Source organism: Mycobacterium paraffinicum (assembly GCF_025822865.1).
GTDB classification, from domain to species: domain Bacteria; phylum Actinomycetota; class Actinomycetes; order Mycobacteriales; family Mycobacteriaceae; genus Mycobacterium; species Mycobacterium paraffinicum.
In genome coordinates this window covers 140,186-166,790 of sequence record NZ_JACKUR010000013.1, presented here as the reverse complement: position 1 = coordinate 166,790, position 26,605 = coordinate 140,186, and the positions used below count along the sequence as shown (strand labels likewise).

The window sequence follows — 26,605 nt, the reverse complement described above, 5'->3', positions numbered from 1 at the left end:
CGACGCGAGAAGCGACCGTGCGCCATGCGTGTCCGAGGGGGGACTTGTCCGTCTACGACACGGGTCGTGGTCTGGCGATTGGGGCGCTGACCGCTTCGGTCAAGCACCGGTCCACGTTTTTCGCTCAATCGCAACGCTGAGGAGCTCGCCCATCGGGCGGCCAGCCGTCGGTACCGGACTCAAGCGGAATATTCAGAGATCGAAGCAGGATCGAAAAGAGCCGCCAATTGGCGATTGCTCCGACAAGTTCGACCAAAACGGCGTGATCGCTATTGAATGCCTTCTGGCACCCAGCCCAGTTTTCCTCGGAGATGACCCCGTCGCGTACCACATCATCGGTCGCTGCGAGGACCGCACGCTCGACTGGCCCGAGGCTTTCGGAATTCTGCCAGTCGCGCACCGCCAGGAGATCATGCTCAGGCACGCCGAGCAGTGTGGCGATTCGCCAATGTTGAGTCCATTCGTATTCGGAGCCAGTAATCCAGCCGATGCGCATGATGACCAGCTCGCGTAGCCGCGCGTCAAGGGAACCGCGGAAGAGTAACGCGTCTAGCAGCCCATACAGCGCAACCGCCACACGCGGCTGATGAAGTGCCACGCGGAATACCGACAGGTCTGCCAACTCTTCGGGCAACCCACATTCGGCAGCTCGCAGCTGGGCCTGCTCACGGTCGAGCATCGGTACGCGTTCCGCCATGGTCACGGGTGGCCCTCTCTGTTGAACCTCTGCCCACGCCGTTAGGGCGTGGGCAAAAAGACGTTGTGCAGCGCCCCACTTGATCGGGCACTTTCATCTGCAAGCGAAGTGAGCAGCTGCGCGAGCCCAGCGAATCCGGTTGATTCTCTGGTGATCCGGTCGAACGGCCAGCGGCCCATGGCGAGAATCTCGAGGGCTGCCCGGTGGGCGGGATACTCCACGCCGAGTGCGCCTACGACGTGTAATTCTTTATAGACCAACAAGTCTGGTTCAAACCGGGGCGCGCCGCCTCCTCCGCGGGTGCCGGCCACCACAATTGTGCCGCCGGGCCTGGCAAGGCCGACGGCATCGGCGAACGCGGAGGGTGCTTTAGCGGTGACGTCGACGACCACGTCGGCAAGCCGTCCGCCTGTCTCACGCTGGAGCGCGGTCACTGCATCGTCCTGCGATACATCGATGGGCAGGTCGACACCGAATGATCTGGCTATGGCCAGTCGTTGTTCGTCGCGTGGGCCTACGCCGGTCATCGCGACGAACGCGGCTCCCGCCTCTTTGGCCGCCACCGCCGCACAGATTCCGCGGATGCCGGGCCCCAGGATCGCTACGACGTCCCCGGCCTTGGTGTCGGGAAGAGTCGCCCCCCACTGGATACCGGCCCCGAGAGGGTTGAACAACGTGGCGAGAACGGGGTCCATGTCTTCGGCAATCGGGAGCAGCATCGCGTCCCACGGAAGCTCCACATGGGTGGCGTATCCGCCCCATAAGCCCGCGCCGACCTCCACGTCGACGAACCCGAACATGGTGGCGATGCCGTTCACCGCGCACCGCCGGTATTCGCCGCGGCGGCACTCGGGGCAGTCTCGGCAGGACCGGAACACCTCAACGGCCACGCGCTGGCCGGCTTGTACACCCCAGCGTTGGCCGGCCGCAGCGCCAACATGTTCGACGATGCCGACGATTTCGTGCCCTGGAACGAATGAGAAGCCGGCAGGCAGGTGTCCGGTGAATTGTTCGTGATCTGTTCCGCACAGACCGCATGCTTCAACTCGCAGGATCGCACCCCGGTCGCCGACGTCGGGGATGGTCATCTGGCGCCGCTGCAGACTCCGCGGTCCGGTCAGCACCATCGCCTCGGCGATCATGGAAGCTCGAACCCGGTGAACGACCCTGTGTTTCGGAGGCACACCGTTTTACCTACGTACATTTCCGCGCCCATCGCCTCGGCGATCTGCGGATCGTCGCTGCGTGCGACGACTCTTTGCCCGTCGGACAGGTGCGCGATGATCGGAGTCCATCGAGGTTGGCCGTCTCGGTCGTAGACGACGGTGTATCCGTCGACTGTCGCGCAACCGGTCGCCTCGTCGGCGCCTGCGACGGCCAGCCGCGATGAATCGATTTGAGCTTGTTCGACCGCCGTGTCGAGCAGTCGCCACCCGGCTGGTGGCGGGGTGGCCGACCACACACCGACCGAATGCTTCGTCGAATACCACCCGAGGCCGGTGACGAGTCCGGCATCGGTTGGGTCGCGTCGGCACCGTCGGACCATCTCCACGATCGAGTGGCTGACGTAATTGTTTCCGGGACCGCCGTGATAAGGCAGGCCTCCGGTTACTGTGAGGCCTCTGTCGTCGAGGGGGTCCAAGTCGAGAGCCTCGGCAGCCATCTCAATTGCCGACGGGAAGCAGGAGTAGAGGTCGAACCACCGGATGTCGTCGGTGGTCAACCGGCCCGCATCGAGAGCCTTCCGTGCCGCTACCTCGATACCCGATGAGCGGCTGAGGTCCGGCCGTTCCACGGGGAAGTACACGTCGTTGCAAGTCGCTGCTGACCAGGGAAAGACCCAACGATCGCGCGCGACGCCTAATTCGTCCGCCACCTCGGCGGCCATGAGAATGAAGGCGGCAGCCATGTCGACGGACATGATGCTGTTGAGCAGCTTGGGATAGGGCAAGCAGACCATGCGGTTTTCCGCGGTGACTTCGCTGAGTTCGGTGGCACTTCGTGCGCGTGGGAACCAGGCCTGTTCCGGATGGCGTGCCGCCTCGGCTGTGAACGGGGCCATCAGCGTGCCCAGCCACTCCCGTTGAGCATCGAAGTCGCGGCCGTGGCGCGCGGCGATCGCGGACTCGAAGATGGGATACACCTCGTGCGGCCAACTCAGACCCACCGACAATTCGGCTTGACTCAGCCCGGGGCGGGCGTCGCCCAGGGATTCGTCGTCGGAGCGGGGTGGGGGCGGCGAGTCGAGAAGTGCCCCGCCCTGAAGCTTGCGTGCGGAATGCCCGCTCTCCGCCCCGACGACCAGGACGACATCTGCACGGCCTTCGCCTATTTCGCCACCCAACACTTCGACGAGATACTGCGGGGTGTTTCCGCCGACGGGACAGCTGATGCGGCGGGCGGGACTGATGTGCATCGCTTCGGCGATCCTGCTGGCGGGATTGTCGCGCGGTATGACCAGGATGCCCGGAGTCGCGACGGTGTCGATGCGCCGCTCGACCGGGCGACTTGCGTCTTTGACCGCGCGGCGTGCGGCTTCTACCGCCAAGTCGATCGGGTCCACGAAGTCGTTCCCGCGATGGGTAACTTCGCCCACGCCGACGACAACCGGGGTACGCGCTTCTACCAACATCGGCATCGGCATCCGCTCAGGGCCACGGGGCTGACTTGAGACATAACTGCGATGGTGTCATGTGCGTGGGCAAGTCACAATGGTGTGCGCTCGCGGCATACTGGCTGTGTGTCGACGAGGTTGTTGAGATGGGGTGCCGCCGCGCCGACAGATCGTGGGTCCGCTCGCGACCGGTTGCTCGATGCTGCCGAGCGGTGCCTCGAGAGTTGCGGTGTGGTGGGCACGACCATGGAGGACATCGGCAGAACAGCGGGTGTGTCCAGGGCAACGGTGTATCGCTACTTCCCCAGTCGGGAGGCGGTGATGTCGGGTGTCATCATTCGCGCCGCCGAGCGCTATCTCGACCGCATCAGCCCGCGGATCGCCGCGCACGCCGACCTGGGCTCCGCGCTCGTCGATTTCGTGGAATACACGGTTGAGGCCGCGCGCCGCGAAGAGATCATCGGATTGTTGTTCGGCAGCGACGAGGAACTCGCCGGCGTGGGTCTCGCGGCGGGCACCTCGACGTCCCTCTTCGAAATCGTCACCGAATTTCTGCGTCCCATCTTCACCAGACACTGGAGTTGCGTGGAACCGGGCGTCTCCGTCGACGACGCCGCCGAGTGGGTTGTCCGCACGATATTGAGCCTGCTGACTGTTCGAGGGCCGCGGAAGCGCAGTCGTGACGGACTCCGGGCGTTTCTGTCGAGGTTTCTCCTTCCCGCGATCCTGGCCGGTGACCACGCTCGACCGGTGTGACAACTATGGCGTAATGTCTCAACAGCAGCTGAAGTAGGAGTCCAGAAGTGTCTGTGCAATTCACCACGTTCAACGAACAGGTCGCTGAGCAACTAAAGAGCGCAGCAGAAACCACGGGCGGGTTGGCCGGTTACCTCGGCTTCCGGCACACCGAATTCACTGCGGGACGGCTCGTCGCGGAGATGGACGCACGCGACGACCTGAAGACGCCTTTCGGCAACCTGCATGGGGGCTGCTTATCGGCCATGGTCGACCACTGCCTCGGAGTGGTGTTTTATCCCGTGATTCCACTGGGATCTTGGGTCGCGACAACGGAGTTCAAACTGAATCTACTTCGTCCGGTCTCCAGTGGCACGTGCGTAGCCATGGCTGAGATCATCTCGCTGGGCAGAACCAGCGGTGTGGCGCGTATCGACATCAGCAACGACGGCAGAGCGGTGTGTGCGGCCCAGGGAACCGTCACCGTCGTCGCACCGAAGACGAACTCCTGATGTCGGCAAAGAGAACAGGCGATTCGTCGGTCCCTGTCGTCGAGCGCGTGCCCACGGCGGACGGGCTGACGCTGGCCGTCGACCTCTACCGCTGTGACGCGCCGCGGGCGGTCGTGGTGCTCCTTCACGGCGGAGGTCAAAGCCGACACGCCTGGGACGTCACCGCCCAACGCCTGCACCAGCGCGGCTACACGGTGGCCGCGTACGACACCAGGGGACACGGGGACAGCGACTGGGACCCCGACGGACGCTACGACGGGGACCGACTCGGGTCCGACCTGCTGGCCGTGCGCTCATACGCCGATTCCGGCCGCCCCGTCGCCGCGATCGGCGCCTCTCTGGGCGGCTTGACCATTCTCGGAACACACTTGCTCGCCCCGCCGGACCTATGGCAGGCCGTCGTCCTGGTTGACGTCACCCCGCGAATGGAGATGGACGGCGCCCGACGAGTCGTAGCGTTCATGTCGGCACACCCCGAAGGTTTCGACAGCCTCGAGTCGGCCGCTGACGTGATCGCCGCCTACAACCCGCACCGCCCTCGCCCGGAAAACCTCAACGGCCTCCGAAAAGTCCTCGCCCGTCGCGAAGACGGTCGCTGGGCCTGGCGATGGGATCCAGCTTTCGTGACGTCGAATTTCCAGTTCCTCCAAGGTGATCCGGACGAAGGCGCTGAGGATTTCGACATGATGAGCGCCTTCCTTCTCGATGGCGCCCGCCGGGTAACCGCGCCAACGCTGCTGGTCCGGGGCCTACTATCTGACATGGTCTCCGAAGAGACAGTAAAGCATTTCCTCACCGTCGTTCCGCACGCGCAAACCGTTGACGTGTCGGGCGCGGGACACATGATTGCCGGCGACAACAACGACGCATTCTCGACGGCGGTCGTCGAATTCCTCGACAGGACCACATGAACCCTGCTGTCGGTCGACTGCCCATGTAGGGCTGGCGCCTATCCTGCTCCTATGCCAACTGAACCAGCGCGGATGTCTTTCCGCCGGCATGTGCGCGAACAGGTTTTGAGGGCGACACGAGAACTCGCCATCGAGAAGGGCTGGGATCAGGTCCGGATGAGCGAGGTTGCCGAATCGGTCGGCGTCTCCCGCCCGACGTTGTACAAAGAGTTCGGCGACAAACAGGGGCTCGGCGACGCGCTTGTGGTGTCAGAGGGCGAGCGCTTTATGGAAGGCATTCTTGCCGTCCTTGCCGAACACGTGGACGACGTGCAGGGCGGCATCACCGCAGCGGTGCAATTCACCCTCTGTGAAGCAGAAAACAGCCCGCTCCTCAAGGCAGTTCTGACGTCCAACCCCTCGGGGAATGATCGCGGTGGCTCGTCGTCTACTGGAGTCCTACCTCTTCTGCCGACATCGGCTTCCCTGCTTCAGCTCTGCTCCGCGGCTCTGATCACGTGGTTTAACGACCACTTCGACGATCTCAACCCCGAAGACGTCGAGGACGTCGCAGATGTTCTGGTGCGACTGACAGTGAGTCATGTTGTACTCCCAGCCGCGGACATCGCCACCACCGGTGAGCGGATCTCCCGCGTAGCACTCAGGTACCTGGGAGTTGTCCACAGTTTGTAACTAGCAAGCTCTCGTGTCAGATCGAGCCGGCGAGGAGCTCTGAGCGGTCAACTCGGAGCTGCTGGCTGATGGCCCGCTTACTGGACATGAAATCGCGAGGACGATTGACGCAGTCGGCGGCGATGAGTTCGCCCTCGCGGAAGTAGAAGCAGCTGAAGTCACGCTCACGCGACGGGTCACCACTGAGCAACACTTCGTCGTACCCGGCGTTGAGACCTGCAATCTGGAGTTTGAGATCGTACTGGTCGGACCAGAACCACGGAAGCGCAGCGATTGCGCTGTGTTTTCCGCAGATTGTCGCCGCAGCGATCTTGGCCTGCTCGCCGGCGCTCGATACGGATTCCAAACGAATACGCGAGCCGTATCGAGCCATGGTGTGGCTGGTGCAGTCGCCGGCGGCCACGATGTCGGGGTCGCTGGTGCGGGCCTGGTCGTCGATCACGATGCCGTTGTCGACGGATAATCCTGCGGCCGAGGCGAGCTCGGTGTTCGGCACCACACCGACGCCGACGATGACCAAGTCGGCGGGGATCGGTTCGCCGTCAGCCAGCACCACCTCCTGCACCCCACCGTTACCGAAGAAGGCTTCGACGAGAGCGTGTGTTCGGATCTCCACTCCCTCGCCGTTGTGGATTCGGGTGTAAAACGCGGAAACCTCCGGCGCGGTGACCCGTTCGAGTACACGCTCGGTTGCCTCGAGGACGGTGACGTTCATGCCGAGCGAACACAGCGAGGCCGCCGTTTCCAACCCGATGTAACCGCCGCCCACGATCACAACCCTCCGACCCGGTGTAGCGGCGGCACGGATCAACTCGACGTCTGCAGCGGTACGCAGGTAGTGAATTCCGGGAAGATCCACCCCTGGTGTGGGGAGTCGTCTGGCCCTTGCACCGGTGCACAACGCGAGCTTGGTGTACGTCAGCGTGTCGCCGGTGCTCAGAGACACACGCTTGGCACTCCGGTGGATCGCCTCCACGGTCGCATTCAAGAGTCGAATGTGCTGCTTTTCGTAGAAATCAGCGCCGCGAATCAGGAGGTCGTCGAGGCCGTTCTTGCCGGCCAGGTATCCCTTCGACAACGGAGGCCGGTGGTAGGGCAGTCCCCCCTCGTCGCCGATGAGCACGACCTCCCCAGACCACCCCTCCCTTCGAAGATTAGCTGCCAACTGCGCGCCGGCGTGGCTCGCGCCGACGATCACCGCTCGTTCGGGAGTCACGCACTTGGCCTGGGAGTGAGGCGAACCATCAGCTTGCTGATACCCCTGACGAAATTCGATTGCACATACTCGGGTTCGCCGACCACCTCGATGTTCTCAAAGCGAGGGAGCAATTCCTCCCACAGGATTCGAAGCTGCAACTCAGCAAGTCGGTTTCCCATGCACCTGTGCACGCCGAACCCGAACGAGATGTGATTGCGGGCGTTGCTCCTATCGATGATCAACTCATCGGCCCGCTCGAAGACACGCTCATCGCGGTTACCAGAGGCGTACCACATCACGACCTTGTCGCCCTTGCGGATGAATTGCCCGTTCAACATGATGTCTTTTTTCGCGACTCGGCGCATGTACGCCAACGGGGTCTGCCAGCGAATGATCTCGGATACCATGTTGGGAATCAGGTCAGGGTTCGCCTTCAACTTCTCGAACTGATCGTGGAACTGGTTCAAGGCGAGAACCCCTCCGCTCATCGAGTTGCGAGTCGTGTCGTTTCCCCCGACGATCAGCAGTACCAAATTGCCGAGGAATTCCATCGGGCGGTCGATGAGATCCTTAGTGTCCTCGTTGGCCTGCAGCATCGTGATCAGATCGAAGCCCGGTCGCTCCCCGTTGGCGGTACGGGCCGCCTTGTCATGCCAGAGAGCGCTGAGCCCCTTCGCCATGTCGACCATGCCACGAAACACTCTGTCGTTGTCGGAAGGACCACCATTGGCTTGCTCCATGGAGGTGGCGAGGTCCGACCATTCCACGAGCTTGTGCCGCTGCTCGTACGGGAAGTCCAGCAGGGTCGCGAGCATGCGCGCTGTCAGTTCGATGGAGACGTGGTGCACCCAATTGAACGGCTGATCCACCGGTAGATCGTCCAGCACTTCCTGGACACGCGAGCGGATCAGCCCCTCCATCTCGCGCAGGTTCTTCGGCGCGACAACCCCTTGGACGGAAGCGCGCTGCAAGTCGTGTTGTGGCGGATCCATCGCGATGAACATGGCGATGTCCATAAAGCGAGGCGGTCTCCCGATGATGATGAACGGCTCTGCGGAGAAAGCCTCGTGGTTCTTGTCGACGGCGATGATGTCCGCGTGGCGGGTCACCGACCAGAACGGGCCGAACGGACTGTGAGCCTGGTAGTGCACCGGCGCCTCGTTGCGCACGCGTTCGAAGTAGGACTTCCAGCGGCCTTGGCGGTAGAGGAACGGGTTGCTGAGATCGATGTCGGCGATATCGATGTCCTCGACCGGAGGAATGGGCGTCTCGGTGAAGATCTTCTTACCATTGGTTCCGGTTACCCACCGGCGTGTCTTGTCGTAGAGGTGTGCGCCGCGGATTTGCAGCTCCAGAGGCACGGCAGACTGGGCTTTGGCGGCCACTGCCGCGGGAATACTCATTATTGTTTCCTCCAAATCCATGGCGTTGTTTCAGAGCTGGAACTCAGGTAGCTCGACCGTCAAGCCATCCCATGCCTCGGAGGCGGCCATCTGGCAGGACAGCCTCGACGTCCGCTGACGCTCGGGGTTCATCGCGAGCATCTCCTCTTCGTTGGCGCCGCAGAGTCCCACCGTGTCCGACCACTCGGGAGCGACGATCACGTGGCACGTTCCGCATGCGGCTTCCCCTCCACAATCGCCGTCGATGCCGGGCACCGCGTTGTTGACCGCAATCTGCATCAAGGACTGCCCTTCGGCCAAGGGGGCTTCGTACTTCTCGCCGTCATGAGAGACGAAGGTGACGACTGCCATGACTAACTCTCCTCAATCTGGAACTTCATCTTTTTAGTGTTGTCGCGCGTGACCAGCGTCGCTAGGCTCGCAGGAGTCAAAGAGTTGTGTTTTTAGCTCACGCGCAGGGAGGCACGTGAAACTCGACGACTCGGGTATGCCAGCGCTGGCTTTCCTGCAGATGCTGGACAGTGAGGCGCTGGGGCATGACGCCAGCATTGCGCTGCGCAGCATCATGGTTCGCGAGCACGTCACCGAGTCGATGTTGGTGGGCCGCGACGCGCAGGTCCCCTTACGGTGGTTCAGGGAGATATATTCCGATTTCGATTGTGATCAGGGAACCCGTCTGGGTTTCGCGTTCGCTGAACACGCCAAACTGACGTCCTTTGGGGCACTCAGTGTTCCCTTGGTCAGCGCGGGCTCGGTAGCCGAGGTTGTCGAGTTGCTTGCTTATCTGCCGGTGATCACCACAGCCCTCAGCCCGTCGTTCCATTCGACGGAACGCGGCCTCACGATCGGGCTCACCGGTCGCACCGGTGACGCGGGCCTGAACTGCCTGGCCGTCACCTACGGTGGGCTGGCGCTGTTGCGTCTGCTCGACATGCTCGCGGGTGCCGTACCGAATATTGAACTGCATCTGAGTCATTCAGCGCCGGAGTCGTGGGTTCTTCATGACGAAGTGTTGGCGGGTCGGATCTTCTTCGACGCCCCCAGCTCGTTCGTCCACGTTCCCGCGGCTACGCTGGAGGAGGTCTGTCAATTCTCCGATCCTGTGGCGTACCGGATTGCCGTCACCGATTTGCAGCGAACTCTCGATCAACGACGTGACACGTCGGTCTCCGAAAAAGTAAGGGACCTGCTCGAGAAAGATCCCGGAAAAACGAACATCAGCCGGACGGCGGGCGAGCTCTCGATATCCCCGAGCACGTTGAAGCGGCGCCTCAGCGAAGAGGGGACCACCTTTCGAGAATTACGTCAGTCGTTCTTGCAGGAGCGAGCAATTCTGCGACTTCTCGACAGATCGGTGTCTGTAAGCGAGATCGCGGCAGAACTCGGGTACGCGGACCTCACGAACTTCACACATGCCTTCAAACGGTGGACCGGTCGGTCACCGCGCCACTTCAGAAAAACGCGCGGCTGAGCGCGCAAAGTTCCGCCCGGGCGCGTGCCGGGCGTCCACCGGAACCAGCGGGCTTCGCGATCGGCCTCATCTGTCACCTGGACATCGTCGAGAAACGACACGATCGGCGCGGGTTTCGGTCATCGCAGCACCCTCTTGGGAAGAGGCGCAACGACATCCAGAGAATCCATACCGCGCTGGCGGCGGGTGCGGGCCGGGGGTGACGCGGACCCCCTAGTCACGCTATGCTAACCGTCGTTCACGTCGGGACCGGCGTTGAACGCGTGGTCGGAAGGAGTCCGGATGCCACACGACCAGCCGGCCATCATCGGTGCCGCCGAACTCGCTCCAGGAAGAAACGTTCCGTACACCTCCACTGAATTGCATGTGCGCGCCGCGGTCGCGGCTCTCGCCGACGCAGGGGTGGTCCCAGACGAGGTCGACGGTCTCGTGTGCGCCGGGCCGATGACCAACGAGGGTTCGATCTTCCTGTCCGAGGACCTCATGGACTATCTCGGGCTGCACAACCTGAAACTTCAGATGACCTGTCAGCTTGGCGGCGGGACCCATCTGGCCATGACGCGCATGGCGAGTAACGTCATCGCCCGGGGCGAGGCCGAGACGGTGCTGGTCGTGTCGGCGGGCAAGTTTCCACCGATCCGCGATGGCGGGCGCGAACTGATGGCGCTGGTGTGTGACCACGCGTTCGAGATGCCCTACGGACCCTCCGTGCCGGCGCTGTACGGTTTGATCGCGCAGGCCTGGATGCACGAGACGGGACAGGGCAAGGCGGACATCGCCGAGGTCACCGCGTCGCAGGACCGGTGGGCCGCGCTGAATCCCGCGGCGATCGCGCACCGCTCACAACGCCTGACTGTGGAGGACGTGCTGGCGTCCCGCCCGATCGCCGGGCCGTTCCACTTCTACCACTGCTCGATTCCCTGCGAGGGCGGTGGCGCGCTCGTGCTGGGCTCGGCCCGCCGGGCTCGCGCGGGCAAACACCGGCCGGTACACCTGCTCGGGTTTGGAGAGGGTCACACCCACGGTTTTCTGACCTCGCTGGCCCGCCCGGGTCGTACCGGGGCCGCCCGTTCGGGTCCGATGGCCTTCGAGCGCTCCGGACGGGCGCCGGCCGACATCGACATCGCCTTGCTCTACGACGCCTTCGCCTCAAACCCGGCGATGATCCTGGAGGAGGCGGGCTTCGTGAAGCCCGGCGGGGCAGGCGATTTCTACCGTGACGGCCGCGCCGATCCGGGGGGCGACCTTCCGGTGAACACCGACGGCGGCCTGATCCGGTTCGGGCACACCGGGACCTCCTCTGGCATTTCGCAGATCCTCGAGGGTTATTGGCAGTTGTCCGGTCGCGCCGAGGGCCGTCAGGTCTTCGGGGCGGACACCGCGTTCGTGCACAGCTACGGCTCGATGCTGTGCAGTCACGTCAGCATGGTGATGGAGGGAGCGTCATGACCGCAGCTTCGAGTTCCCTCGACGGTCTGCACGATCCTGAGGCGCTGCCGCCGCTGACCGATGTCAACCGTCCCTACTTCGCAGCAGCGGCCCGCGGCGTACTCGTCTTCCAGCGGTGCGCGAACGGCCACCCGTTCCTCTACCCGCGGCTGGTGTGTCCCGTCTGCCATGACGGTGAGTTGGCCTGGGAGACCGCGGCGGGTACTGGTGAGATCGTCAGTTTCGCGCCGGTGTACCGCCCCCCGTGGGACTCGTTCCCGCGCAGCGAGCCGTACGTCGTCGTGCTCGTTCGTCTGGACGAGGGGCCGCAGTTGTTGGCCAGTCTCGAGGGCGTGGCCCCCGATGAAGTTGCGATCGGCGCAAGAGTGCGCGCAGTGTTCGAGCGGGTGAACGAGGACCTTGGGCTGGTCCGATTCAGGCCGGCGGCGTCGTGAGCACGTACGGGGTCTCGGTGCTCGGCGCGGACTTGGCCACCCTTGTCGAGACCGCCGAGGCTACCGACCTCGCCGGCTTCGACGCCGCCTGGGCCTCGGAGTTCTACTCGCGCTCCGGCTCGATCTCGATGGCCGCGATGGCCGCGCGCACAAAGCGCTGCCGCATCGGGTCGTCGATCCTGTATGGCGTCGGGCGCAGCCCGCTCGTGCTCGCCACCGAGGCGCGTGACCTCGACGAGCTTTCAGGCGGGCGCGTCGTGCTCGGGCTCGGCAACGGCACACGCCGCATGATGAGCGACTGGCACGGCGTGGAGGACACCTCCGCTCCCGCTCTGCGCATGGAGGAGCTGGTCCCGCTCGTGCGTCGGATCTGGAACCTGCACGAGGGCCCCGTGCGCCATGAGGGGCGCTTCTACCGGATGAATCTCGTCCCAACCGGCGACGTCGCGCCGCCGAAGCGAGCGATCCCGATCATCACCGCGGGCGTGCGTCCGCGGATGTGCGAGGTGGCAGGGCGCGTGGCCGACGGGTTGGCTGGTCATCCGCTGTTCACCACGGCTTACGTCGAGGAGGTCGCCCGCCCAGCCGTCGTGCGCGGTGCGGAGCGGGCCGGACGCGATCCCGCCGACATTGAGATCGTCTCGATGGTCATCTGCGCGGTGCACGACGACCCACAGATCGCACGTCGTGAGGCCGCGCAGCAGATCGCGTTCTACTCCTCGGTGAAGACCTACGAGCACGTGCTCGACGTCAGCGGTTTCGCCAGGCAGGGAGCGGCCATCCGCGACGCGTTCGCGCGGCGTGACCTGACGGCCATGTTCGCCGCGGTCACCGACGACATGATCGACGCGATGGCGGTGGCCGGCACCGCCGCCGAGGTCCGAGAAGGGCTGCGCCGCTACGAGGGCGTGCTGGACCACATCGTTCTCTACTCACCCTCGATTGGCCTCGCGCCCGAGCGCATCGCCGAGAACCTCGGCAGCCTCATTCGCGATTGTGCGCCGGCCTTCGCCGGCGGGAAAGGTGACCAGAGTGGCTGACGCATCGCTCATCGGGACGCAACTCGGGAGGACCACGTTTCCCGTCGACCGGTCCAAAGTGCGCGAGTTCGCACTTTCGCTCGGCGACCGCGACCCGATCTACCAGGACGTCGCGGCCGCCCGCGCCGCCGGCTTCGGCGCGATCCCCGCTCCTCCGACCTTCGTCGTCTCCTCGGCTCACTGGCGCGCCGACGACGACATGTTCGGCGCCCTCGGGCTCGACCTGCGACGCGTACTGCACGGTGAGTGCGGCTGGGAGTATTTCGCGCCGGTGTTCGTCGGCGACGAGCTCACCGAGACGCGTCGGGTGTCGAACGTGACCAGCCGCGAGGGCAAGCGCGGCGGCACCATGACAATCGTGACGATCGAGACCGACTTCACCAACCAGCGCGACGAACTCGTCGTGCGCCAGACCGACGTCTTGATCGAAACCGGAGGCTCCACCCAATGACGACATCCCCCGCGCCGGTGGCGTTGGCCGCCGGCGACGAGATGCCGAGCTCACAGTTCGGCCCGCTGACGCGCTCGCACATCGTCCGCTACGCCGGCTCCGGCGGCGACTTCAACCCGATCCACCATGACGAGGAGTTCGCCCGCGCGGCCGGCATGCCCGGTGTGTTCGGTATGGGACTGCTGCACGGCGGTGTGCTCGCCCAGCGGCTGACCGCCTGGGTGGGGCTGGCCAACATCCGCTCGTTCCGCATCCGGTTCACCGGTCAGGTATGGCCCGGTGACCTGCTCAGCTTCGGCGGCAGGGTCACCGGCGTGCGCGAGGCCGGAGGGCAGCAGGTGGCAGACCTCGAACTCGTGGTCACGCGCCAGTCCGGCGAACCCGCGATAAAGGGGAGCGCCGTCGTGCAGGTGGCCCGGTGAGCGCGCCAACGAGCGACGTCACCGGCCTCGGGATGACATTCGGGACCTTCGACGAGGGCCGGGCGTGGGTCGGCCATCGCACGGAACCGCGGCGTGCGTGGTTCCCGATCGACGGCTCGATGGTGTTGTACTACTGTTCGCTCGTCGAGGATGCCAATCCCAGCTACTGGGAGGGTGAGGACTGCCCGCCCGGGCTGTTGATGACCCTTGGCTTCGCGCCGCAGTGGGCGCCGGAGCACCTCACACGCACGGACATGCTGCTGGCCCTCAGCGTGCCGCTGCCGGGCCACCACATCATCAACGCCTCGACGACGACGGAGTTCGAACGCCGGCCCCGGGTGGGCGATCACGTGTCGATCGTGGAGGAGGTGGCCTCGATCTCCGAACCGAAGACGACGCGGGTGGGCACCGGCGTGTTCATCACCACGGTGAGTACGTTCTCCGATCAGCACGGCGAGATCATCGGGCGCAACACCAACGTGCTCTTCCGATACGACACCGCCGATAGTGAAGGCGCATCATGAACGACTCCACCGAGCACAGCATGGTCCGCGTCCCCGTGCGGTTCGAGGACATCGCCGTCGGCGACACCCTGACGCCCGTCTCGATCGAGATCAGCTACAAGCGCATCTGCATGAACGCGGCTTCGACATGGGACTGGTTCCCCGGTCACCACGACCCCGACTACGCGCGCAGCCAGGGCCAGCGCACGATCTACCTGTCAACCCTCTTCTTCCATGGCTTCATCGACCGCGGCCTCAACGAATGGGCCGGACCCGACGCGCTCATCCGGCGCCGCAGAATCTCAATGATCCGGTCGATCTACCCGGGCCAGACCGCGACCCTGAGCGGCAAGGTCGTGGCCAAACGCGACGATGGCGGACGGCGCCTCGTCGACCTCGAGTTGCTCGTCTCGAGCGAAGATGGTCCGTGCGTGCCGAGTGAAGCCACCGTTGAGCTGGCCGACCCGTTTGTCGAGGTGCCGGGGTGAACTGCCACTCACATGCGAGGCGACGGTGAGGGACGGAGGCTCGGTGGCCGAGCAACCGATTCGCTACGAGGTCGTCGACAGCGTGGCCTGGCTGACGATCAACCGGCCCGAGGCGCGCAACGCGCTGAACAACGCTGTGCGCACGGGGCTTTTCGACGCGGTACGCCGCTTCAATGACGACGACGCGGCGAAGGTGCTCGTCCTCACCGGCGTGGGCGATAAGGCGTTCTGCGCCGGCGGGGACTTGAAGGAGATGGCGCAGAACGCGCTCAAGGTGCCCCCGAAGGACTTCGCTCCGCAGTTCGGCCGCAACATCGATGTCGCGAAGCCGACGATCGCGGCCGTCAACGGTGTCGCGTTCGCCGGGGGCTTCCTGCTCGCGCAGCAGTGCGACCTGGTCGTGGCTGCCGAACACGCGACCTTCGCCGTCAGCGAGGTCAAAGTCGGCCGCGGGTCGCCGTGGGCGGCACCGCTATCGTGGCTGGTGCCCCCACGCGTTGCCATGCAGATCCTGCTGACCGGCGACCCGATCACCGCCGAGCGCGCCCACCAGGTCGGCTTAGTCAATGAGGTGGTGCCGGCCGATCAGTTGCGCGAGCGTACCCAGCAGTTGGCGCTCAGCATCGCCGCGAACGCACCGCTATCGGTGCTTGCGTCCAAGCGCACCGTGTACCTCTCGGCACAGCACCACCTCGCCGCCGCCTACGACCTGGCCGACGAGATATGGGAGCCGGTCTATCTGAGCGACGACGCGCAGGAAGGCCCGACGGCGTTCCGCGAGAAGCGCGCACCACAGTGGAAGGGACGCTGACATGGCGGTGACCATGCAGTCGGTAATCGCCGACATCGAAGCCGAAACGGCCGCGTTGCGCGAACTCATCGCACCGCTGCCCGAAGGTCCGCGCGGCTGGGACGCGCCGACTCCGGCCGTGGGCTGGGCGATCCGCGACCAGATCAGCCATCTGGCGTTCTTCGACGACGTGGCGGTGCGCTCGGCCACCGACCCCGACGGTTTCAGCAGCGACTACCTGCCGATGATGGCCGACGGAAGCATCTCACCCGACGTCATCGCTGAGCGCTGCCGTCAAATGCCGGCTGCCGACCTGCTCGCGTGGTTCGACACGTCGCGTGCAGCCCTCGTTGCGGCGTTCGCGGACATTGCCCCGGCGACCCGCCTGCCGTGGTTCGGGCCGCCGATGAGCGCGGTCTCGTCGCTGACAGCGCGACTCATGGAGACCTGGGCGCACGGCCAGGACATCGTCGACGCGCTCGGCGCGACCCGCGAGGCCACGGCACGGCTGCGGCACGTGGCCCACATCGGGGTGGGTGCGCGCGCTTTCAGCTACCTGGCCAACGGTCGGGACCTCCCCGCGGACCCGGTACGCGTCGAGCTGACCGCTCCGGACGGCAGCGTCTGGACGTGGGGGCCAGCCGACGCCGCCAACCGCGTGAGCGGGCCGGCGCTGGACTTTTGCCTGTTGGTGACCCAACGCCGCCACCGCGACGACACCGCTTTGGTCGCCGACGGACCGCTGGCCGACCAGTGGCTCGCGATCGCCCAGGCCTTCGCGGGGCCCCCTGGCGGCGGGCGCGTGGCGGGCCAGTTCGCAGGGGGTCAGCGGTGAGCGTCCCGGTTCGCATCGGCAACTGCTCCGGCTTTTACGGCGACCGCATCGCCGCAGCCCGCGAGATGGTCGAGGGCGGACCGATCGACGTCCTGTGCGGTGACTATCTGGCCGAGCTGACCATGCTCATCCTGGCCAAGGCCCAGGCCAAAGACCCGTCCGGCGGGTACGCGCGGACTTTCCTCACCCAAATGGAACAGGTGCTGGGCACCTGTCTCGATCGTGGCATCAAGGTCGTCGCGAACGCGGGCGGGCTGAATCCCGCCGGCTTGGCCGCCGCGTTGCGCGAGCTGTCCGCACGTCTCGGCCTCACCGCGCGCGTCGCGCACGTCGAGGGCGACGACCTACGTGGCGACCTCCACGCAATCACGCCGCCCGTCGGCGACATCAAACCGGTATCGGCCAACGCCTACCTCGGCGCCTGGGGCATCACCGAGGCGCTGCGTTCGGGCGCCGACGTCGTCGTGACCGGCCGGGTCACCGACGCATCCCTGGTGGTCGGTCCAGCTGCCTGGTGGCACAGCTGGGCGCCCGAGGACTGGGATCGGCTCGCGGGCGCGGTCGTCGCCGGGCACGTGATCGAGTGCGGCCCTCAGGCGACAGGCGGCAACTACGCGTTCCTCGACGAGATCACCGACCGCCGCTACCCGGGGTTTCCGATCGCCGAGGTCGCCGAGGACGGCTCTTCGGTGATCACGAAGCATCCCGGCACGGGGGGATTGGTCTCAGTCGGCACGGTCACCGCCCAGCTGCTCTACGAGATCGCTGAACCTGCCTACCTCGGCCCCGACGTCGTCGCCCACTTCGACACCATCCGGCTGGCTCAACAGGATGAGCACCGCGTCGCGATCAGCGGTACGAAAGGCAGTCCGCCGCCGGACACGTTGAAGGTGGCGTTGAATGAGGTGGGCGGCTTCCGTAACACGATGACCATGGTGCTCACCGGCCTCGACATCGAGGCCAAGGCGGCCTGCGCCGAACAGCAGCTCTTCGACGTTCTCGGCGGACGCGACGCCTTCGACGAAGTCGACGTGAGGCTGTTGCGTTTCGACGTCTCCGATGCACCGACGAACGAGCAAGCCTGCGCGCACCTGCGTGTGACGGTGAAGGACGCCGACCCGCGCAAGGTGGGCCGAGCATTCTCCGGGGGGGTCATGGAGATCGCCCTGGCTGGTTTCGCCGGCTTCCACACCACCACGCCACCGTCCTCGGAGACCGCCTTCGGCGTCTACCGGCCGGCCTACGTAGCGCGCTCGGCCCTCACGCACGTACTCGTCGACGCCGACGGCACACGGCACGAGATCCCTGACCCGCCGACCGGTGCGGTCCCGCCGGCTGGGATCGCCCCGCCCGCGAAGCTGCCGGTGCCGTCCGGGCCGACACGTCGCGCGCCGCTCGGGTCGGTACTCGGCGCGCGGTCCGGAGACAAGGGCGGCAACGCTAACCTCGGCCTGTGGGCACAGGATGACCCTGGGTACGCGTGGGCGTGCGACTACTTCAGCGTCGAGCGGCTGCGCACACTGCTCGGGCCGGAGACGGCGCACCTGCCCATCGAGCGCTTCGAACTGCCGAACCTGCGCGCGCTCAACGTGGTGGTGCACGGCTTGCTCGGTGACGGGGTGGCCTCGTCGACCCGGCCGGACGCGCAGGCCAAGGGGCTCGGGGAATACGTGCGGTCCCGCATGGTGGACATTCCCCAGTCGCTGCTCGACACACACTAAATCCGGTGCGGGGCGCCGTCTACCTGCTGTGTAACCGCGCGGCTGAACAGCGCCGCAACGGCCGCGGCGGCCAGCATCGCCTCAATCGTCGCGTCGTCCAGCGACGCCGGCATGTACGCGGACGCGTTGAGCAATGACAGCACGGCGGCGACCAGGCCCTGTGCGCGCTCACGGTCCAGATCGCCCCGTGCTCGTACGAGCGCGTCGACCCAGAAGGACTCGTACCTGTGCTGTCGGCGTCGCAGGGCACGGGTCGCCAGCGGCGACAGCGAGCGGTGCTCGCGGGCGTAGACGGCCAACAGGCCGCGTCGTCGCGCGCCGAAGGCCGCGTGTAGGTCGACAAGGGCGTGCAGGACCTCCGTCGGTGTGCCGGCGTTGGTGGCGCGCCGGGCGCCGGCCAGCAGCTCAGTCATGGCGGCGTCGCATAACTCGCGCAGGATCGCGTCCTTGTTCTGAAAGTGCCGGTAGACGGCCGGCCCGCTCACCCCTGCTGCGGCACCGATGTCGTCGATGCCCACGGCGTGAAAGCCTTGCCGCGCGAACAGGTCGGCGGCGGCCTCGAGGAGCAGTTTGCGGCGCAAACCGGCCACTTTCAGGCCTCCTGTCGATTTGTGGTTACGTTGTTCGCCGTCCGATCCGCTGGGCCGGGCTGGGATCCTACCGGCGCTGGGGTTGCCTGCGTCGGCACCCGCCGCACCAAATCAAGGGAGGTGAACGAAACCGCTAGCCCCCGCCGATGCTGTCGCATCCTCTTCTCAGTTCATGATTTAGGGGCCCTGCTTCGAACCCGCGATGTGCAGCGGCACGACTCAGCGCAAAACGACTCCGCCCTCGATGCCCGTGAACTGCGCGCGCAGCTCGGTCTTGAGCAGCTTGCCGGTGGCGTTGCGCGGCAGTTCGGCGACGAAGTGCACGTCACGCGGACACTTGAAGTGCGCCAGCCGCTCCCGGCACCACGCCACGATCTCCTCGGCGCTCGGTGCCTGTGTTGCCGGGTCGGCGACGACGATCGCGACGACGCGTTCGCCCCACTTTGAGTCCTTGCCGCCGATCACGGCGGCGTCGAGTACCGCCGGGTGGCGGAAGAGAACTTGCTCGACCTCGATCGGGTAGACGTTCTCGCCGCCGGAGATGATCATGTCCTTCTTGCGGTCGACGAGGGTGATGAAGCCCTCGGCGTCCATGCGCCCGAGGTCGCCCGTGTGGAACCAGCCCCCGCGTAACGCCTCGGCGCTCGCCTCGGCCTTCATCCAGTAGCCGGTGAACACATTCGGGCCGCGCACGATTAGTTCGCCCACGGTGTCGGTCGCGACGTCGCGGTCGTCGTCGTCGACGATGCGGGCGTCGACATGCATTGCGACGCGGCCGATCGACCCGGCCCGCTTGCTGATGTTCTCGGCGTCTAGGACGGTCACCAGGGGAGCGGTCTCGGTCATGCCGAAGCCCTCGGTGAAGGGCACGCCTCGCTCGCGCATGAAGTCGATGACCGTGAGAGGGACGGGCGACCCGCCGCCCATGGCGAAACGCAGCGCAGACAGGTTGAAGGAGTCGAAGTCGGACACCTGTGTGAGAGCGGTCCACATGGCCGGCACCATGAACTGAACCGTGACGTGGTGGTCGGCCATCGCCTGCAGCGTAGCTCGCGGCTCGAAGGACGGCATGATGACGCTGGTGCCGCCGACGTAGAGCAGCGGCAGGGTGTGTACTCCCAGCCCGCCGATGTGGAACATCGGCGCCACCGCGACGGTGACGTCCTCGCCCCGCAGGCCGATGTCGGTGCCGAGGACGTTGATCGCGTTCCATAGCAGGTTGTCGTGGGTGAGGATCGCGCCCTTGGGTCGGCCCGTCGTCCCCGACGTGTACATGATGAACGCGGGGTCGCTGCCGTCGACGTCACCGTTGAGCGGTTCGAGCGCGGCGCCCGAGACGACGTCTTCGTAGCCGAGCTCGCCCGGCGCCGGCACCCCACCGGCGCGCACGACATGGCGCACGCGGACTCCGGACTCGGTGACGGCGCTCCTGGCCTGCGCGGCGAACGGCTCGTGGAAGACCAGAACATCGGCGCCTGAGTCGGCCAGGATGTAGCCGATCTCGGGTCCGGCAAGGCGCACGTTGAGCGGAACTGCAAGTGCGCCCATTTTGGCGCAGCCCAGCAGCACCTCGATGAACTCGGTCGAATTGACCAGCAGCATCGCGACCCGATCGCCCTTGCGCACGCCGAGGGCGATGAGTGCGGCGGCGACCTGGTTGGTGCGCCGATCGAGGTCGGCGTAGGTGATGTGCGCGCCGTTGCTGATCAACGCGGTGCGCCCGCCGTTGAGGAAGGCGCGCCGGGTCACCCACTGACCGATGCCGAGTTGCATGCGATTCCCTTTCATTCCGCGGCGACTCAGTAGGACGCGGGCAGTTTCAGGCTGTGCTGCGCCACGAAGTTGAGGATCATTTCGCGGCTGATCGGCGCGGTGCGCATGAGCCGGGCCGGACCCCACAACGTGGCGAGGCCGTACTCGGTGGCCATGCCGTTGCCGCCGTGGGTCTGAATCGCCTGGTCGAGCGCCAGGATGCCCGCCTCGGCTGCGGCATATTTCGCCATGTTCGACGCCTCACCCGACCCCGGATCGCCGGCGTCGTGCAGGGCGGCGGCACGCTGAGTCATCAACCGGGCCAGCTCAACCTGGATCTTGGCGTGGGCGAGCGGGTGCGATACGCCCTGGTGCGAGCCGATCGGCGCTCCCCACACGTGGCGGTTGCGGGCGTAATCGGCGGCTTTATCCAGCGCGTAGCGACCGATGCCGTTGCCGAGCGCCGCCCCCATGATTCGCTCCGGGTTCAGGCCCATGAAGACCTGGCGCAGGCCCTCGTTCTCCGCGCCGATAAGGTTGGCGGCCGGCACGCGGACGTCATCGAAGAATAGAGTGAACTGCTTCTCTGGAGTGACCGCCTGCACCGGGATGAGTGACTTGGTGAGCCCGCGGACATCGGTGGGCACGACGAGCAAGCTGAGTAGTCCGCGACCACTGTCGTTGGTAGACGTTCGGGTGACGACCAGGATCGCTTCGGCTTCGTCGACACCAGAAATGTAGTACTTGGTGCCGTTGATGACCCAGTCGTCGCCGTCGCGTTTCGCGGTCGTGGAGATGTTGTGCGAGTTCGAGCCCGCGTCCGGCTCGGTGATCGCGAATGCCATGATCGTCTCGCCGCTGGCGATGCCCGGCAGCCACTGCTGCTTGAGTTCCTCACTGCCGAATGCCTGGATGATCGTGCCGCAGATGGTCGGCGAGACGACGGTCATCAGCAGCGGGCAGCCCGCCGCGGCGAGCTCCTCACCGACGATCTGCATGTCGTAGATGCCGCCGCCGCCGCCGCCGTACTGCTCGGAAAGGTTCACCCCGAGGAAGCCCTGTTTGCCCACGGCCTGCCACAGCTCGGTGCTCTTCGCGCCGGCCAGCGACTTTTCCAGGTAGTACTCGTGTCCGAAGTCCTTGGCGATCTCGGCGACCGCCTTGCGCAGGTCCTGACGTTCCTCTGTCTCGTGCAATTCCATGACACTCCTCACATCGGTATCGACGCGCCACCGATCGGGAGCGCGCCGGGTTCATTAGAGCTCGGTGGCGTCCGACGCCACTTCACCGCCGTCCACCGCCTCGACCACGGCGAGGACGTCACCGCTCGAGACCTGATGGCCGACCTGGACCGGCAGGGCGCTCAGCACCCCGTCAATCGGGCTCGCGACGGTGTGCTCCATCTTCATCGCCTCCAGGACGACAAGGGTTTGGCCCGCCGAGACCGTCTCGCCCTCGGCGACTGGCAGTCGGACCACCGAACCCGGCATCGGCGCGGTGAGCGACCCGGGCGGGTTCAGAGTGCTCGGGTCGACGAAGCGTGGCGCCAGCCGCAGGGCGGAGTAGCCGGCGACCGAGTCGAGGTGGGCAACATCGCCGTCGAGGACGACATCATAAGTGCGGCGCACCCCGTCGACGCGCAGCACCACCCGCTCGCTACTGCCCTCGACAACCTCGACGTCGGCCAACGGCTCGTCGTCGACCTGCAGGCAGGTCCCTGTCGAACCTAACGTGTACCCGACGCGCACTTCGCGCCCACCCTGGGTCTGCCAGGTTGTGGTCTGCGGCTGCGAAGGGTTGTTGCGCCAGCCGGCGGGCAACGTGGCCTGCAGAGTTGCGACGGCACGCCGCGCGGCCACCCCGGCCACGGTCGCCGCGACGGCGTGCAGGCGCTCGGACTGCGTGTCTGGGAGGGCAGCGCCGAGTTGGGCGACGTCGTGTCGGTCAAGGAACCCAGTGTCGGTGCCCCGCCCGGCGAACTCGTCATGGCGCAGGACGCGAACAAGCAGGTTGCGATTGGTGGTCACGCCGTGAATACGGGCGCCGGCCAGCGCCGCCGAGAGGCTGGCAAGTGCCTCGTCGCGCGTTGGTGCCCACGCGATGACCTTGGCCAGCAGCGAATCGTAGTAATGACTGATGACCGAACCGGCACGAAAACCCGAGTCAACCCGCACGCCGGCAAGCGCCGGGACATCCAAGGTGCGCAGGGTGCCGGTACAGGGCCGGTAGTCATCGGCCGGATCCTCGGCGCACAGACGGGCCTCGACCGCGTGACCGCGAATTCGCGGGTTGTGCATCTCCTCAGGCAGCGGGCGGCCCATGGCTACGAGCAGCTGGGCACGCACCAGGTCGAGGCCGGTGATCAGCTCGGTAACCGGGTGCTCGACCTGCAGCCGGGTGTTCATCTCGAGGAAGGCGAAGGAGTCGGCTTTGCCATCCTGAGCGGCGTCGTAGACGAACTCGACCGTCCCGGCGCCTACGTAGCCGACGGCGCGCGCGGCGGCGATGGCGGCCTCGCTCATCCGAGCGCGCAACGCGTCGTCGACGACCGGTGACGGCGCCTCCTCGATCACCTTCTGGTGTCGACGCTGCACGGAGCACTCGCGCTCGAACAGAGAGACGACGTTTCCGTGCGTGTCGGCCATGATCTGGATCTCGACGTGGCGTGGGCGCTGGACGTAACGCTCGAGGAAGACGGTGCCGTCGGCGAACGCGGCGGCGGCCTCACGCGAAGCGGAGGTGACCGCTTCGTCGAGCTCGTCCGGCGACGCGACAATGCGCATGCCTCGGCCACCGCCGCCGGCGCTGGCCTTGACCAGCACGGGGTAGCCGACGTCGGCGGCCAGCTTCGCCAGCTGCTCGGCCGATAGCCCCGTCGTGTCGCCACCGGGCAGCACAGGCACCCCCGCGTCGGACATCGTCTTCTTGGCCTGCAGCTTCGAGCCCATCGCGTCGATCGCCCCGGGCGGCGGACCGATGAAGACGAGGTCGGCGGCGGCACAGGCGCGCGCGAACCCGGCGTTTTCCGAAAGGAAGCCGTAGCCGGGGTGTACTGCGTCCGCGCCGGTGAGCGAGGCAGCGGCGATGATCCGGTGGATGTCGAGGTAGGTCTCGGCGGCAGACGAGCCGGGAAGGTGCACGGCCTCGTCGGCGTCGGCGACGTGCCACGCGTCGGCGTCGGCGTCGGAATAGACCGCGACGGTGGCGATCCCGAGATCGCGGCAAGTGCGGAACACCCGCCGCGCGATCTCGCCACGGTTGGCGACCAGGACCTTGCGGATCTTGGGCATCGCCATCACATCCGGAACACGCCGTAGCCACGCTGGCCACGGACCTCGCCGTTGTGGATCACCGACAGGCAGAACCCGAGAACGGTCCGCGTATCGCGGGGATCGATGATCCCGTCGTCGTAAAGTCGGCCGCTGTTGGCCAGTGCGACGGATTCGCGCTCGATCTGTTCCTCGACGGCGGCGCGCATCTGGGCGTCGGCCTCCTCGTCGAAGGGCAGCCCGCGGTCGGCGGCGGACTCGCGCGCCACGATGGACAGCACTCCGGCCAGTTGCGCCGGACCCATCACGGCCGACTTCGAGTTAGGCCAAGCGAATAGGAAACGCGGCGAGTACGATCGCCCGCACATGCCGTAGTTCCCGGCACCGTAGGACGCACCCATGGTGATGGTCACGTGGGGGACCGTGCTGTTGGATACGGCGTTGATCATCTTGGCGCCGTCCTTGATGATGCCGCCCTGTTCGTACTCGGCACCGACCATGAAACCGGTGGTGTTCTGCAGGAAGATGAGGGGGGTGTCGATCTGATTTGCCAGTTGGATGAACTGCGAACCTTTCTCGGCCTCCTCACTGAACAGGATGCCCCGTGCGTTGGCGAGGATGCCGACCGGGAAGCCGTGGATCGAGGCCCAGCCGGTGACGAGTGACGTGCCGTAGAGAGGTTTGAACTCGTCGAAGGCCGAGCCGTCGACCACTCGGGCGATGACGTCGCGGGGGTCGAAGGGCACCTTCGGATCGACCGACGCGATGCCGAGCAGCTGATCGGGGTCGTGCACCGGTGGGTGCGGCGGCGTGGTGGGTCCGGGGCCGTTCTTCCGCCAGTTGAGCCGCGCCAGGATGCGACGGCCGATGCGGATCGCATCTTGCTCGTCCTCGGCCATGTAATCGGCCAGCCCCGAGGTGCGGGCGTGCATGTCGGCGCCGCCGAGCGACTCGTCATCGGAGACCTCGCCCGTGGCCATCTTGACCAGCGGCGGACCGCCGAGGAACACCTTGGAACGGTTGCGCACCATCACGACGTAGTCGCACATGCCCGGGACGTACGCACCTCCCGCGGTCGAGTTGCCGAAGACCAAGGCCAGTGTCGGCAGCCCCGCTGCGCTGTGCTGGGTCAAGTCGTGGAACAGCTGTCCGCCGGGCACGAAGATCTCTGCCTGTGTGGGCAGGTCGGCGCCGCCAGATTCGACGATGTTGATGATGGGCAGTCGGTTCTCCCGCGCGATGGCCATGCCGCGGAACACCTTGCGGAAGGTATAAGGGTTCGATGCGCCGCCGCGGACGGTGGGGTCGTGGGCGATGATCATCGACTCGATGCCCTCGACCACGCCGATGCCTACCACCACGCTACCGCCGACGGGGAACTTACTGCCCCAGGCGGCGAAGGGGCATAGTTCGAGGAACGCCGTGTCGGGGTCGAGCATCAGCTCGATGCGCTCGCGGACAAGCAGCTTGCCCCGCTTACGGTGGCGCGCAACGTATTTCGCGCCGCCGCCGCCGTTGACCAGCGCCAGTTGCTCCGCGATGGTGTCGAGTTGCGCGCTCAGTCCTTCGCGGTTCTTGAGATAGCCGGGCGCGGTGTCGTCGACCCGATCGGGCAGGACCTGTACCAAAGTTTTCCTTCCGGGCGAGCATCGACGTCGATCTACTAGGCGCTGATGTTAGCCGCAATTAACATCAGGTGACAACGGCGCAGGCGGGCGTCGGATTTGTTCCGCGCCGTGGTTCCGTCGAATGGCGAGGATCGAAGCGGTGCGTTTCGCTGCAGATCGAGCGATCGAAGGAATTGACTGGGGAGGGACGGCACACAGGGCCCGTGCGAGGTCGTATCGAGTTCCTCGTCCGGCGCGCGTGGAGTCTACGGTTCGCGATCTCGGGTGAACACCCGCAGCGATTGTCAGTGTCGCGCCATGCCCTTCAGCCAACCGAGTAGTGCATAACGCCGGTCGGCCAGAATCTATCGGGTCTCCTCGGCTTTGGCCAGCGGCGGAGCGGCCTGATCAGGCGCCTGTCCGAGGGTATATAGGCCGAGAATGCCGAGAAAACCCGCACAGTGCTCGATGAGCATTTCAGTCGAGAGGTTCAGTTGTCCATCTATCCAGCGACGGAGTATCTCGAACAGGCCCCCGACACCGTAGGTAGCGGCGAGATCTGCGACTTGGAGCACATCGCTGGGTATATCGAGGTGCAAGCGGGCCTCTCTGAGCACCAGCTCCGCAAAATCGGTCATCAGATCGCTTCGCAGCTGCCGAAGGAGGGGTTCTGCGCCCGACTCGACAAACAGTATGCGGGCCATGCGGGGATCGTTCTCGATCACCTGAACCAGGGCCTTGATCGGAGCGTAAGCCAGTTCTTGAGGAGCAACCGTGTCGTCCGGAATGGCGCTGGTTATCACCGCTTGGAAGGTAGTGGAGATCTTGGCAAATACCGCACGCAAGAGCGCGTCTCGATCGCGAAACTGTTGGTAGAAGTACCGGCTCGTCACTCCTGATTTCGCACACACGGCGGTCACGGTGCACGCGGTAGCTCCGTGGGTGCCCATGATTGAGACCGCGGCATCAATCAACATCACGCGACGCTGTGCATCGCGTTGAGTTGCGGACAGCCCGCCATAGACACGTGCTGGACTCATG

27 protein-coding genes are annotated in these 26,605 nt (G+C 65.7%); 15 read left to right on the top strand and 12 right to left on the bottom strand.

The window, feature by feature from the left end; translation table 11 throughout:
* Nucleotides 1-124: 124 nt before the first annotated feature.
* From H7J89_RS03545 to H7J89_RS03535, 3 genes are read right to left on the bottom strand one after another with little or no spacing between them, the layout of a single operon-like run.
* Complete coding sequence (locus H7J89_RS03545; RefSeq protein WP_067330661.1) at nucleotides 125-703, bottom strand: carboxymuconolactone decarboxylase family protein; 579 nt, start codon at nucleotides 701-703, stop codon at nucleotides 125-127.
* A gap of 35 nt (nucleotides 704-738) precedes the next feature.
* Complete coding sequence (locus tag H7J89_RS03540; protein WP_067330664.1) at nucleotides 739-1,839, bottom strand: zinc-dependent alcohol dehydrogenase; 1,101 nt, start codon at nucleotides 1,837-1,839, stop codon at nucleotides 739-741.
* Nucleotides 1,836-3,329, bottom strand: coding sequence for an acetyl-CoA acetyltransferase (locus H7J89_RS03535; protein ID WP_024445489.1), 1,494 nt, complete (start codon nucleotides 3,327-3,329; stop codon nucleotides 1,836-1,838). Before H7J89_RS03535 ends, H7J89_RS03540 begins: the two co-directional genes overlap by 4 nt.
* Before the next feature lie 84 nt (nucleotides 3,330-3,413).
* Between H7J89_RS03535 and H7J89_RS03530 the strand changes: the two genes are divergently transcribed.
* The 4 genes from H7J89_RS03530 to H7J89_RS03515 all read left to right on the top strand — a co-directional run bounded on the left by H7J89_RS03530 (nucleotide 3,414) and on the right by H7J89_RS03515 (nucleotide 6,141).
* Nucleotides 3,414-4,067 carry a TetR/AcrR family transcriptional regulator gene (locus H7J89_RS03530; RefSeq protein ID WP_369830473.1) on the top strand — a complete coding sequence of 218 codons (654 nt, stop codon included), beginning with the start codon at nucleotides 3,414-3,416 and terminating at the stop codon, nucleotides 4,065-4,067.
* Between the two features lie 53 nt (nucleotides 4,068-4,120).
* On the top strand, nucleotides 4,121-4,558 hold the full coding sequence (locus H7J89_RS03525; RefSeq protein ID WP_067330668.1) for a PaaI family thioesterase: 438 nt from the start codon (nucleotides 4,121-4,123) through the stop codon (nucleotides 4,556-4,558).
* Nucleotides 4,558-5,469, top strand: a complete 912-nt coding sequence (locus tag H7J89_RS03520; protein WP_067330672.1) for an alpha/beta fold hydrolase — start codon at nucleotides 4,558-4,560, stop codon at nucleotides 5,467-5,469. The genes H7J89_RS03525 and H7J89_RS03520 overlap by 1 nt, the downstream gene beginning before the upstream one ends.
* A 90-nt stretch (nucleotides 5,470-5,559) precedes the next feature.
* Nucleotides 5,560-6,141: a TetR/AcrR family transcriptional regulator gene (locus tag H7J89_RS03515; protein WP_197503020.1), complete on the top strand. Its 582-nt coding sequence runs from the start codon at nucleotides 5,560-5,562 to the stop codon at nucleotides 6,139-6,141.
* Between the two features lie 16 nt (nucleotides 6,142-6,157).
* Here H7J89_RS03515 and H7J89_RS03510 read toward each other — a convergent pair whose 3' ends face one another.
* Genes H7J89_RS03510 through H7J89_RS03500 form a run of 3 tightly spaced genes read right to left on the bottom strand, consistent with a single transcriptional unit; the run spans nucleotide 6,158 to nucleotide 9,093 of the window.
* Nucleotides 6,158-7,357 (bottom strand): NAD(P)/FAD-dependent oxidoreductase, encoded by a 1,200-nt coding sequence (locus H7J89_RS03510; protein WP_029644203.1) that lies wholly within the window; start codon nucleotides 7,355-7,357, stop codon nucleotides 6,158-6,160.
* Nucleotides 7,354-8,742, bottom strand: a complete 1,389-nt coding sequence (locus tag H7J89_RS03505) for a cytochrome P450 (RefSeq protein WP_264036494.1) — start codon at nucleotides 8,740-8,742, stop codon at nucleotides 7,354-7,356. Before H7J89_RS03505 ends, H7J89_RS03510 begins: the two co-directional genes overlap by 4 nt.
* A 30-nt stretch (nucleotides 8,743-8,772) precedes the next feature.
* Nucleotides 8,773-9,093, bottom strand: coding sequence for a 2Fe-2S iron-sulfur cluster-binding protein (locus tag H7J89_RS03500; protein ID WP_005086615.1), 321 nt, complete (start codon nucleotides 9,091-9,093; stop codon nucleotides 8,773-8,775).
* Nucleotides 9,094-9,208: 115 nt separating this feature from the next.
* Here H7J89_RS03500 and H7J89_RS03495 point away from each other — a divergent pair, with 115 nt between their 5' ends.
* The 11 genes from H7J89_RS03495 to H7J89_RS03445 all read left to right on the top strand — a co-directional run bounded on the left by H7J89_RS03495 (nucleotide 9,209) and on the right by H7J89_RS03445 (nucleotide 18,346).
* Nucleotides 9,209-10,213: a helix-turn-helix domain-containing protein gene (locus tag H7J89_RS03495; protein WP_264036491.1), complete on the top strand. Its 1,005-nt coding sequence runs from the start codon at nucleotides 9,209-9,211 to the stop codon at nucleotides 10,211-10,213.
* A gap of 282 nt (nucleotides 10,214-10,495) precedes the next feature.
* Nucleotides 10,496-11,662, top strand: coding sequence for a thiolase family protein (locus H7J89_RS03490; protein ID WP_067330686.1), 1,167 nt, complete (start codon nucleotides 10,496-10,498; stop codon nucleotides 11,660-11,662).
* Complete coding sequence (locus tag H7J89_RS03485) at nucleotides 11,659-12,096, top strand: Zn-ribbon domain-containing OB-fold protein (protein ID WP_005061010.1); 438 nt, start codon at nucleotides 11,659-11,661, stop codon at nucleotides 12,094-12,096. The genes H7J89_RS03490 and H7J89_RS03485 overlap by 4 nt, the downstream gene beginning before the upstream one ends.
* Nucleotides 12,093-13,136 (top strand): LLM class flavin-dependent oxidoreductase, encoded by a 1,044-nt coding sequence (locus H7J89_RS03480; RefSeq protein ID WP_264036488.1) that lies wholly within the window; start codon nucleotides 12,093-12,095, stop codon nucleotides 13,134-13,136. The genes H7J89_RS03485 and H7J89_RS03480 overlap by 4 nt, the downstream gene beginning before the upstream one ends.
* Nucleotides 13,129-13,587, top strand: a complete 459-nt coding sequence (locus H7J89_RS03475) for an FAS1-like dehydratase domain-containing protein (RefSeq protein WP_067330693.1) — start codon at nucleotides 13,129-13,131, stop codon at nucleotides 13,585-13,587. Before H7J89_RS03480 ends, H7J89_RS03475 begins: the two co-directional genes overlap by 8 nt.
* Nucleotides 13,584-14,009, top strand: a complete 426-nt coding sequence (locus tag H7J89_RS03470; RefSeq protein WP_005086611.1) for a dihydroxy-acid dehydratase — start codon at nucleotides 13,584-13,586, stop codon at nucleotides 14,007-14,009. Before H7J89_RS03475 ends, H7J89_RS03470 begins: the two co-directional genes overlap by 4 nt.
* Before the next feature lie 32 nt (nucleotides 14,010-14,041).
* On the top strand, nucleotides 14,042-14,533 hold the full coding sequence (locus H7J89_RS03465; protein WP_197503021.1) for an FAS1-like dehydratase domain-containing protein: 492 nt from the start codon (nucleotides 14,042-14,044) through the stop codon (nucleotides 14,531-14,533).
* Nucleotides 14,530-15,000, top strand: coding sequence for a hotdog family protein (locus H7J89_RS03460; protein WP_067330699.1), 471 nt, complete (start codon nucleotides 14,530-14,532; stop codon nucleotides 14,998-15,000). Before H7J89_RS03465 ends, H7J89_RS03460 begins: the two co-directional genes overlap by 4 nt.
* A 43-nt stretch (nucleotides 15,001-15,043) precedes the next feature.
* Nucleotides 15,044-15,811, top strand: a complete 768-nt coding sequence (locus H7J89_RS03455) for an enoyl-CoA hydratase/isomerase family protein (protein WP_070949302.1) — start codon at nucleotides 15,044-15,046, stop codon at nucleotides 15,809-15,811.
* Between the two features lies 1 nt (nucleotide 15,812).
* Nucleotides 15,813-16,625, top strand: coding sequence for a TIGR03084 family metal-binding protein (locus H7J89_RS03450; RefSeq protein ID WP_067330705.1), 813 nt, complete (start codon nucleotides 15,813-15,815; stop codon nucleotides 16,623-16,625).
* Nucleotides 16,622-18,346 (top strand): acyclic terpene utilization AtuA family protein, encoded by a 1,725-nt coding sequence (locus tag H7J89_RS03445; protein WP_067330708.1) that lies wholly within the window; start codon nucleotides 16,622-16,624, stop codon nucleotides 18,344-18,346. Before H7J89_RS03450 ends, H7J89_RS03445 begins: the two co-directional genes overlap by 4 nt.
* Here H7J89_RS03445 and H7J89_RS03440 read toward each other — a convergent pair.
* From H7J89_RS03440 to H7J89_RS03415, 6 genes are all read right to left on the bottom strand, one after another.
* A complete protein-coding gene (locus tag H7J89_RS03440; protein WP_011560588.1) occupies nucleotides 18,343-18,936 on the bottom strand; it encodes a TetR/AcrR family transcriptional regulator in 594 nt (197 codons plus the stop codon). The genes H7J89_RS03445 and H7J89_RS03440 overlap by 4 nt on opposite strands.
* A gap of 219 nt (nucleotides 18,937-19,155) precedes the next feature.
* Nucleotides 19,156-20,709, bottom strand: a complete 1,554-nt coding sequence (locus tag H7J89_RS03435; protein WP_067330711.1) for an acyl-CoA synthetase — start codon at nucleotides 20,707-20,709, stop codon at nucleotides 19,156-19,158.
* Nucleotides 20,710-20,735: 26 nt separating this feature from the next.
* Nucleotides 20,736-21,890 carry an acyl-CoA dehydrogenase family protein gene (locus H7J89_RS03430; protein ID WP_043410090.1) on the bottom strand — a complete coding sequence of 385 codons (1,155 nt, stop codon included), beginning with the start codon at nucleotides 21,888-21,890 and terminating at the stop codon, nucleotides 20,736-20,738.
* Between the two features lie 54 nt (nucleotides 21,891-21,944).
* Entirely contained in the window at nucleotides 21,945-23,978 is a 2,034-nt protein-coding gene (locus H7J89_RS03425) for an ATP-binding protein (RefSeq protein ID WP_205869061.1), read from the bottom strand.
* A 5-nt stretch (nucleotides 23,979-23,983) separates the two neighbouring features.
* Entirely contained in the window at nucleotides 23,984-25,585 is a 1,602-nt protein-coding gene (locus H7J89_RS03420; RefSeq protein ID WP_264036476.1) for an acyl-CoA carboxylase subunit beta, read from the bottom strand.
* Nucleotides 25,586-25,929: 344 nt separating this feature from the next.
* Nucleotides 25,930-26,604, bottom strand: coding sequence for a TetR/AcrR family transcriptional regulator (locus H7J89_RS03415; RefSeq protein WP_011560584.1), 675 nt, complete (start codon nucleotides 26,602-26,604; stop codon nucleotides 25,930-25,932).
* Between the last annotated feature and the right edge of the window lies 1 nt (nucleotide 26,605).

Coding starts and splice junctions, on each gene's coding strand:
- H7J89_RS03540 (WP_067330664.1), bottom strand. CDS start 1,839: ATGATCGCCGAGGCGATGGTGCTGACCGGACCGCGGAGTCTGCAGCGG.
- H7J89_RS03535 (WP_024445489.1), bottom strand. CDS start 3,329: ATGTTGGTAGAAGCGCGTACCCCGGTTGTCGTCGGCGTGGGCGAAGTT.
- H7J89_RS03520 (WP_067330672.1), top strand. CDS start 4,558: ATGTCGGCAAAGAGAACAGGCGATTCGTCGGTCCCTGTCGTCGAGCGC.
- H7J89_RS03505 (WP_264036494.1), bottom strand. CDS start 8,742: ATGAGTATTCCCGCGGCAGTGGCCGCCAAAGCCCAGTCTGCCGTGCCT.
- H7J89_RS03500 (WP_005086615.1), bottom strand. CDS start 9,093: ATGGCAGTCGTCACCTTCGTCTCTCATGACGGCGAGAAGTACGAAGCC.
- H7J89_RS03490 (WP_067330686.1), top strand. CDS start 10,496: ATGCCACACGACCAGCCGGCCATCATCGGTGCCGCCGAACTCGCTCCA.
- H7J89_RS03485 (WP_005061010.1), top strand. CDS start 11,659: ATGACCGCAGCTTCGAGTTCCCTCGACGGTCTGCACGATCCTGAGGCG.
- H7J89_RS03470 (WP_005086611.1), top strand. CDS start 13,584: ATGACGACATCCCCCGCGCCGGTGGCGTTGGCCGCCGGCGACGAGATG.
- H7J89_RS03465 (WP_197503021.1), top strand. CDS start 14,042: ATGACATTCGGGACCTTCGACGAGGGCCGGGCGTGGGTCGGCCATCGC.
- H7J89_RS03460 (WP_067330699.1), top strand. CDS start 14,530: ATGAACGACTCCACCGAGCACAGCATGGTCCGCGTCCCCGTGCGGTTC.
- H7J89_RS03450 (WP_067330705.1), top strand. CDS start 15,813: ATGGCGGTGACCATGCAGTCGGTAATCGCCGACATCGAAGCCGAAACG.
- H7J89_RS03435 (WP_067330711.1), bottom strand. CDS start 20,709: ATGCAACTCGGCATCGGTCAGTGGGTGACCCGGCGCGCCTTCCTCAAC.
- H7J89_RS03430 (WP_043410090.1), bottom strand. CDS start 21,890: ATGGAATTGCACGAGACAGAGGAACGTCAGGACCTGCGCAAGGCGGTC.
- H7J89_RS03425 (WP_205869061.1), bottom strand. CDS start 23,978: ATGCCCAAGATCCGCAAGGTCCTGGTCGCCAACCGTGGCGAGATCGCG.
- H7J89_RS03415 (WP_011560584.1), bottom strand. CDS start 26,604: ATGAGTCCAGCACGTGTCTATGGCGGGCTGTCCGCAACTCAACGCGAT.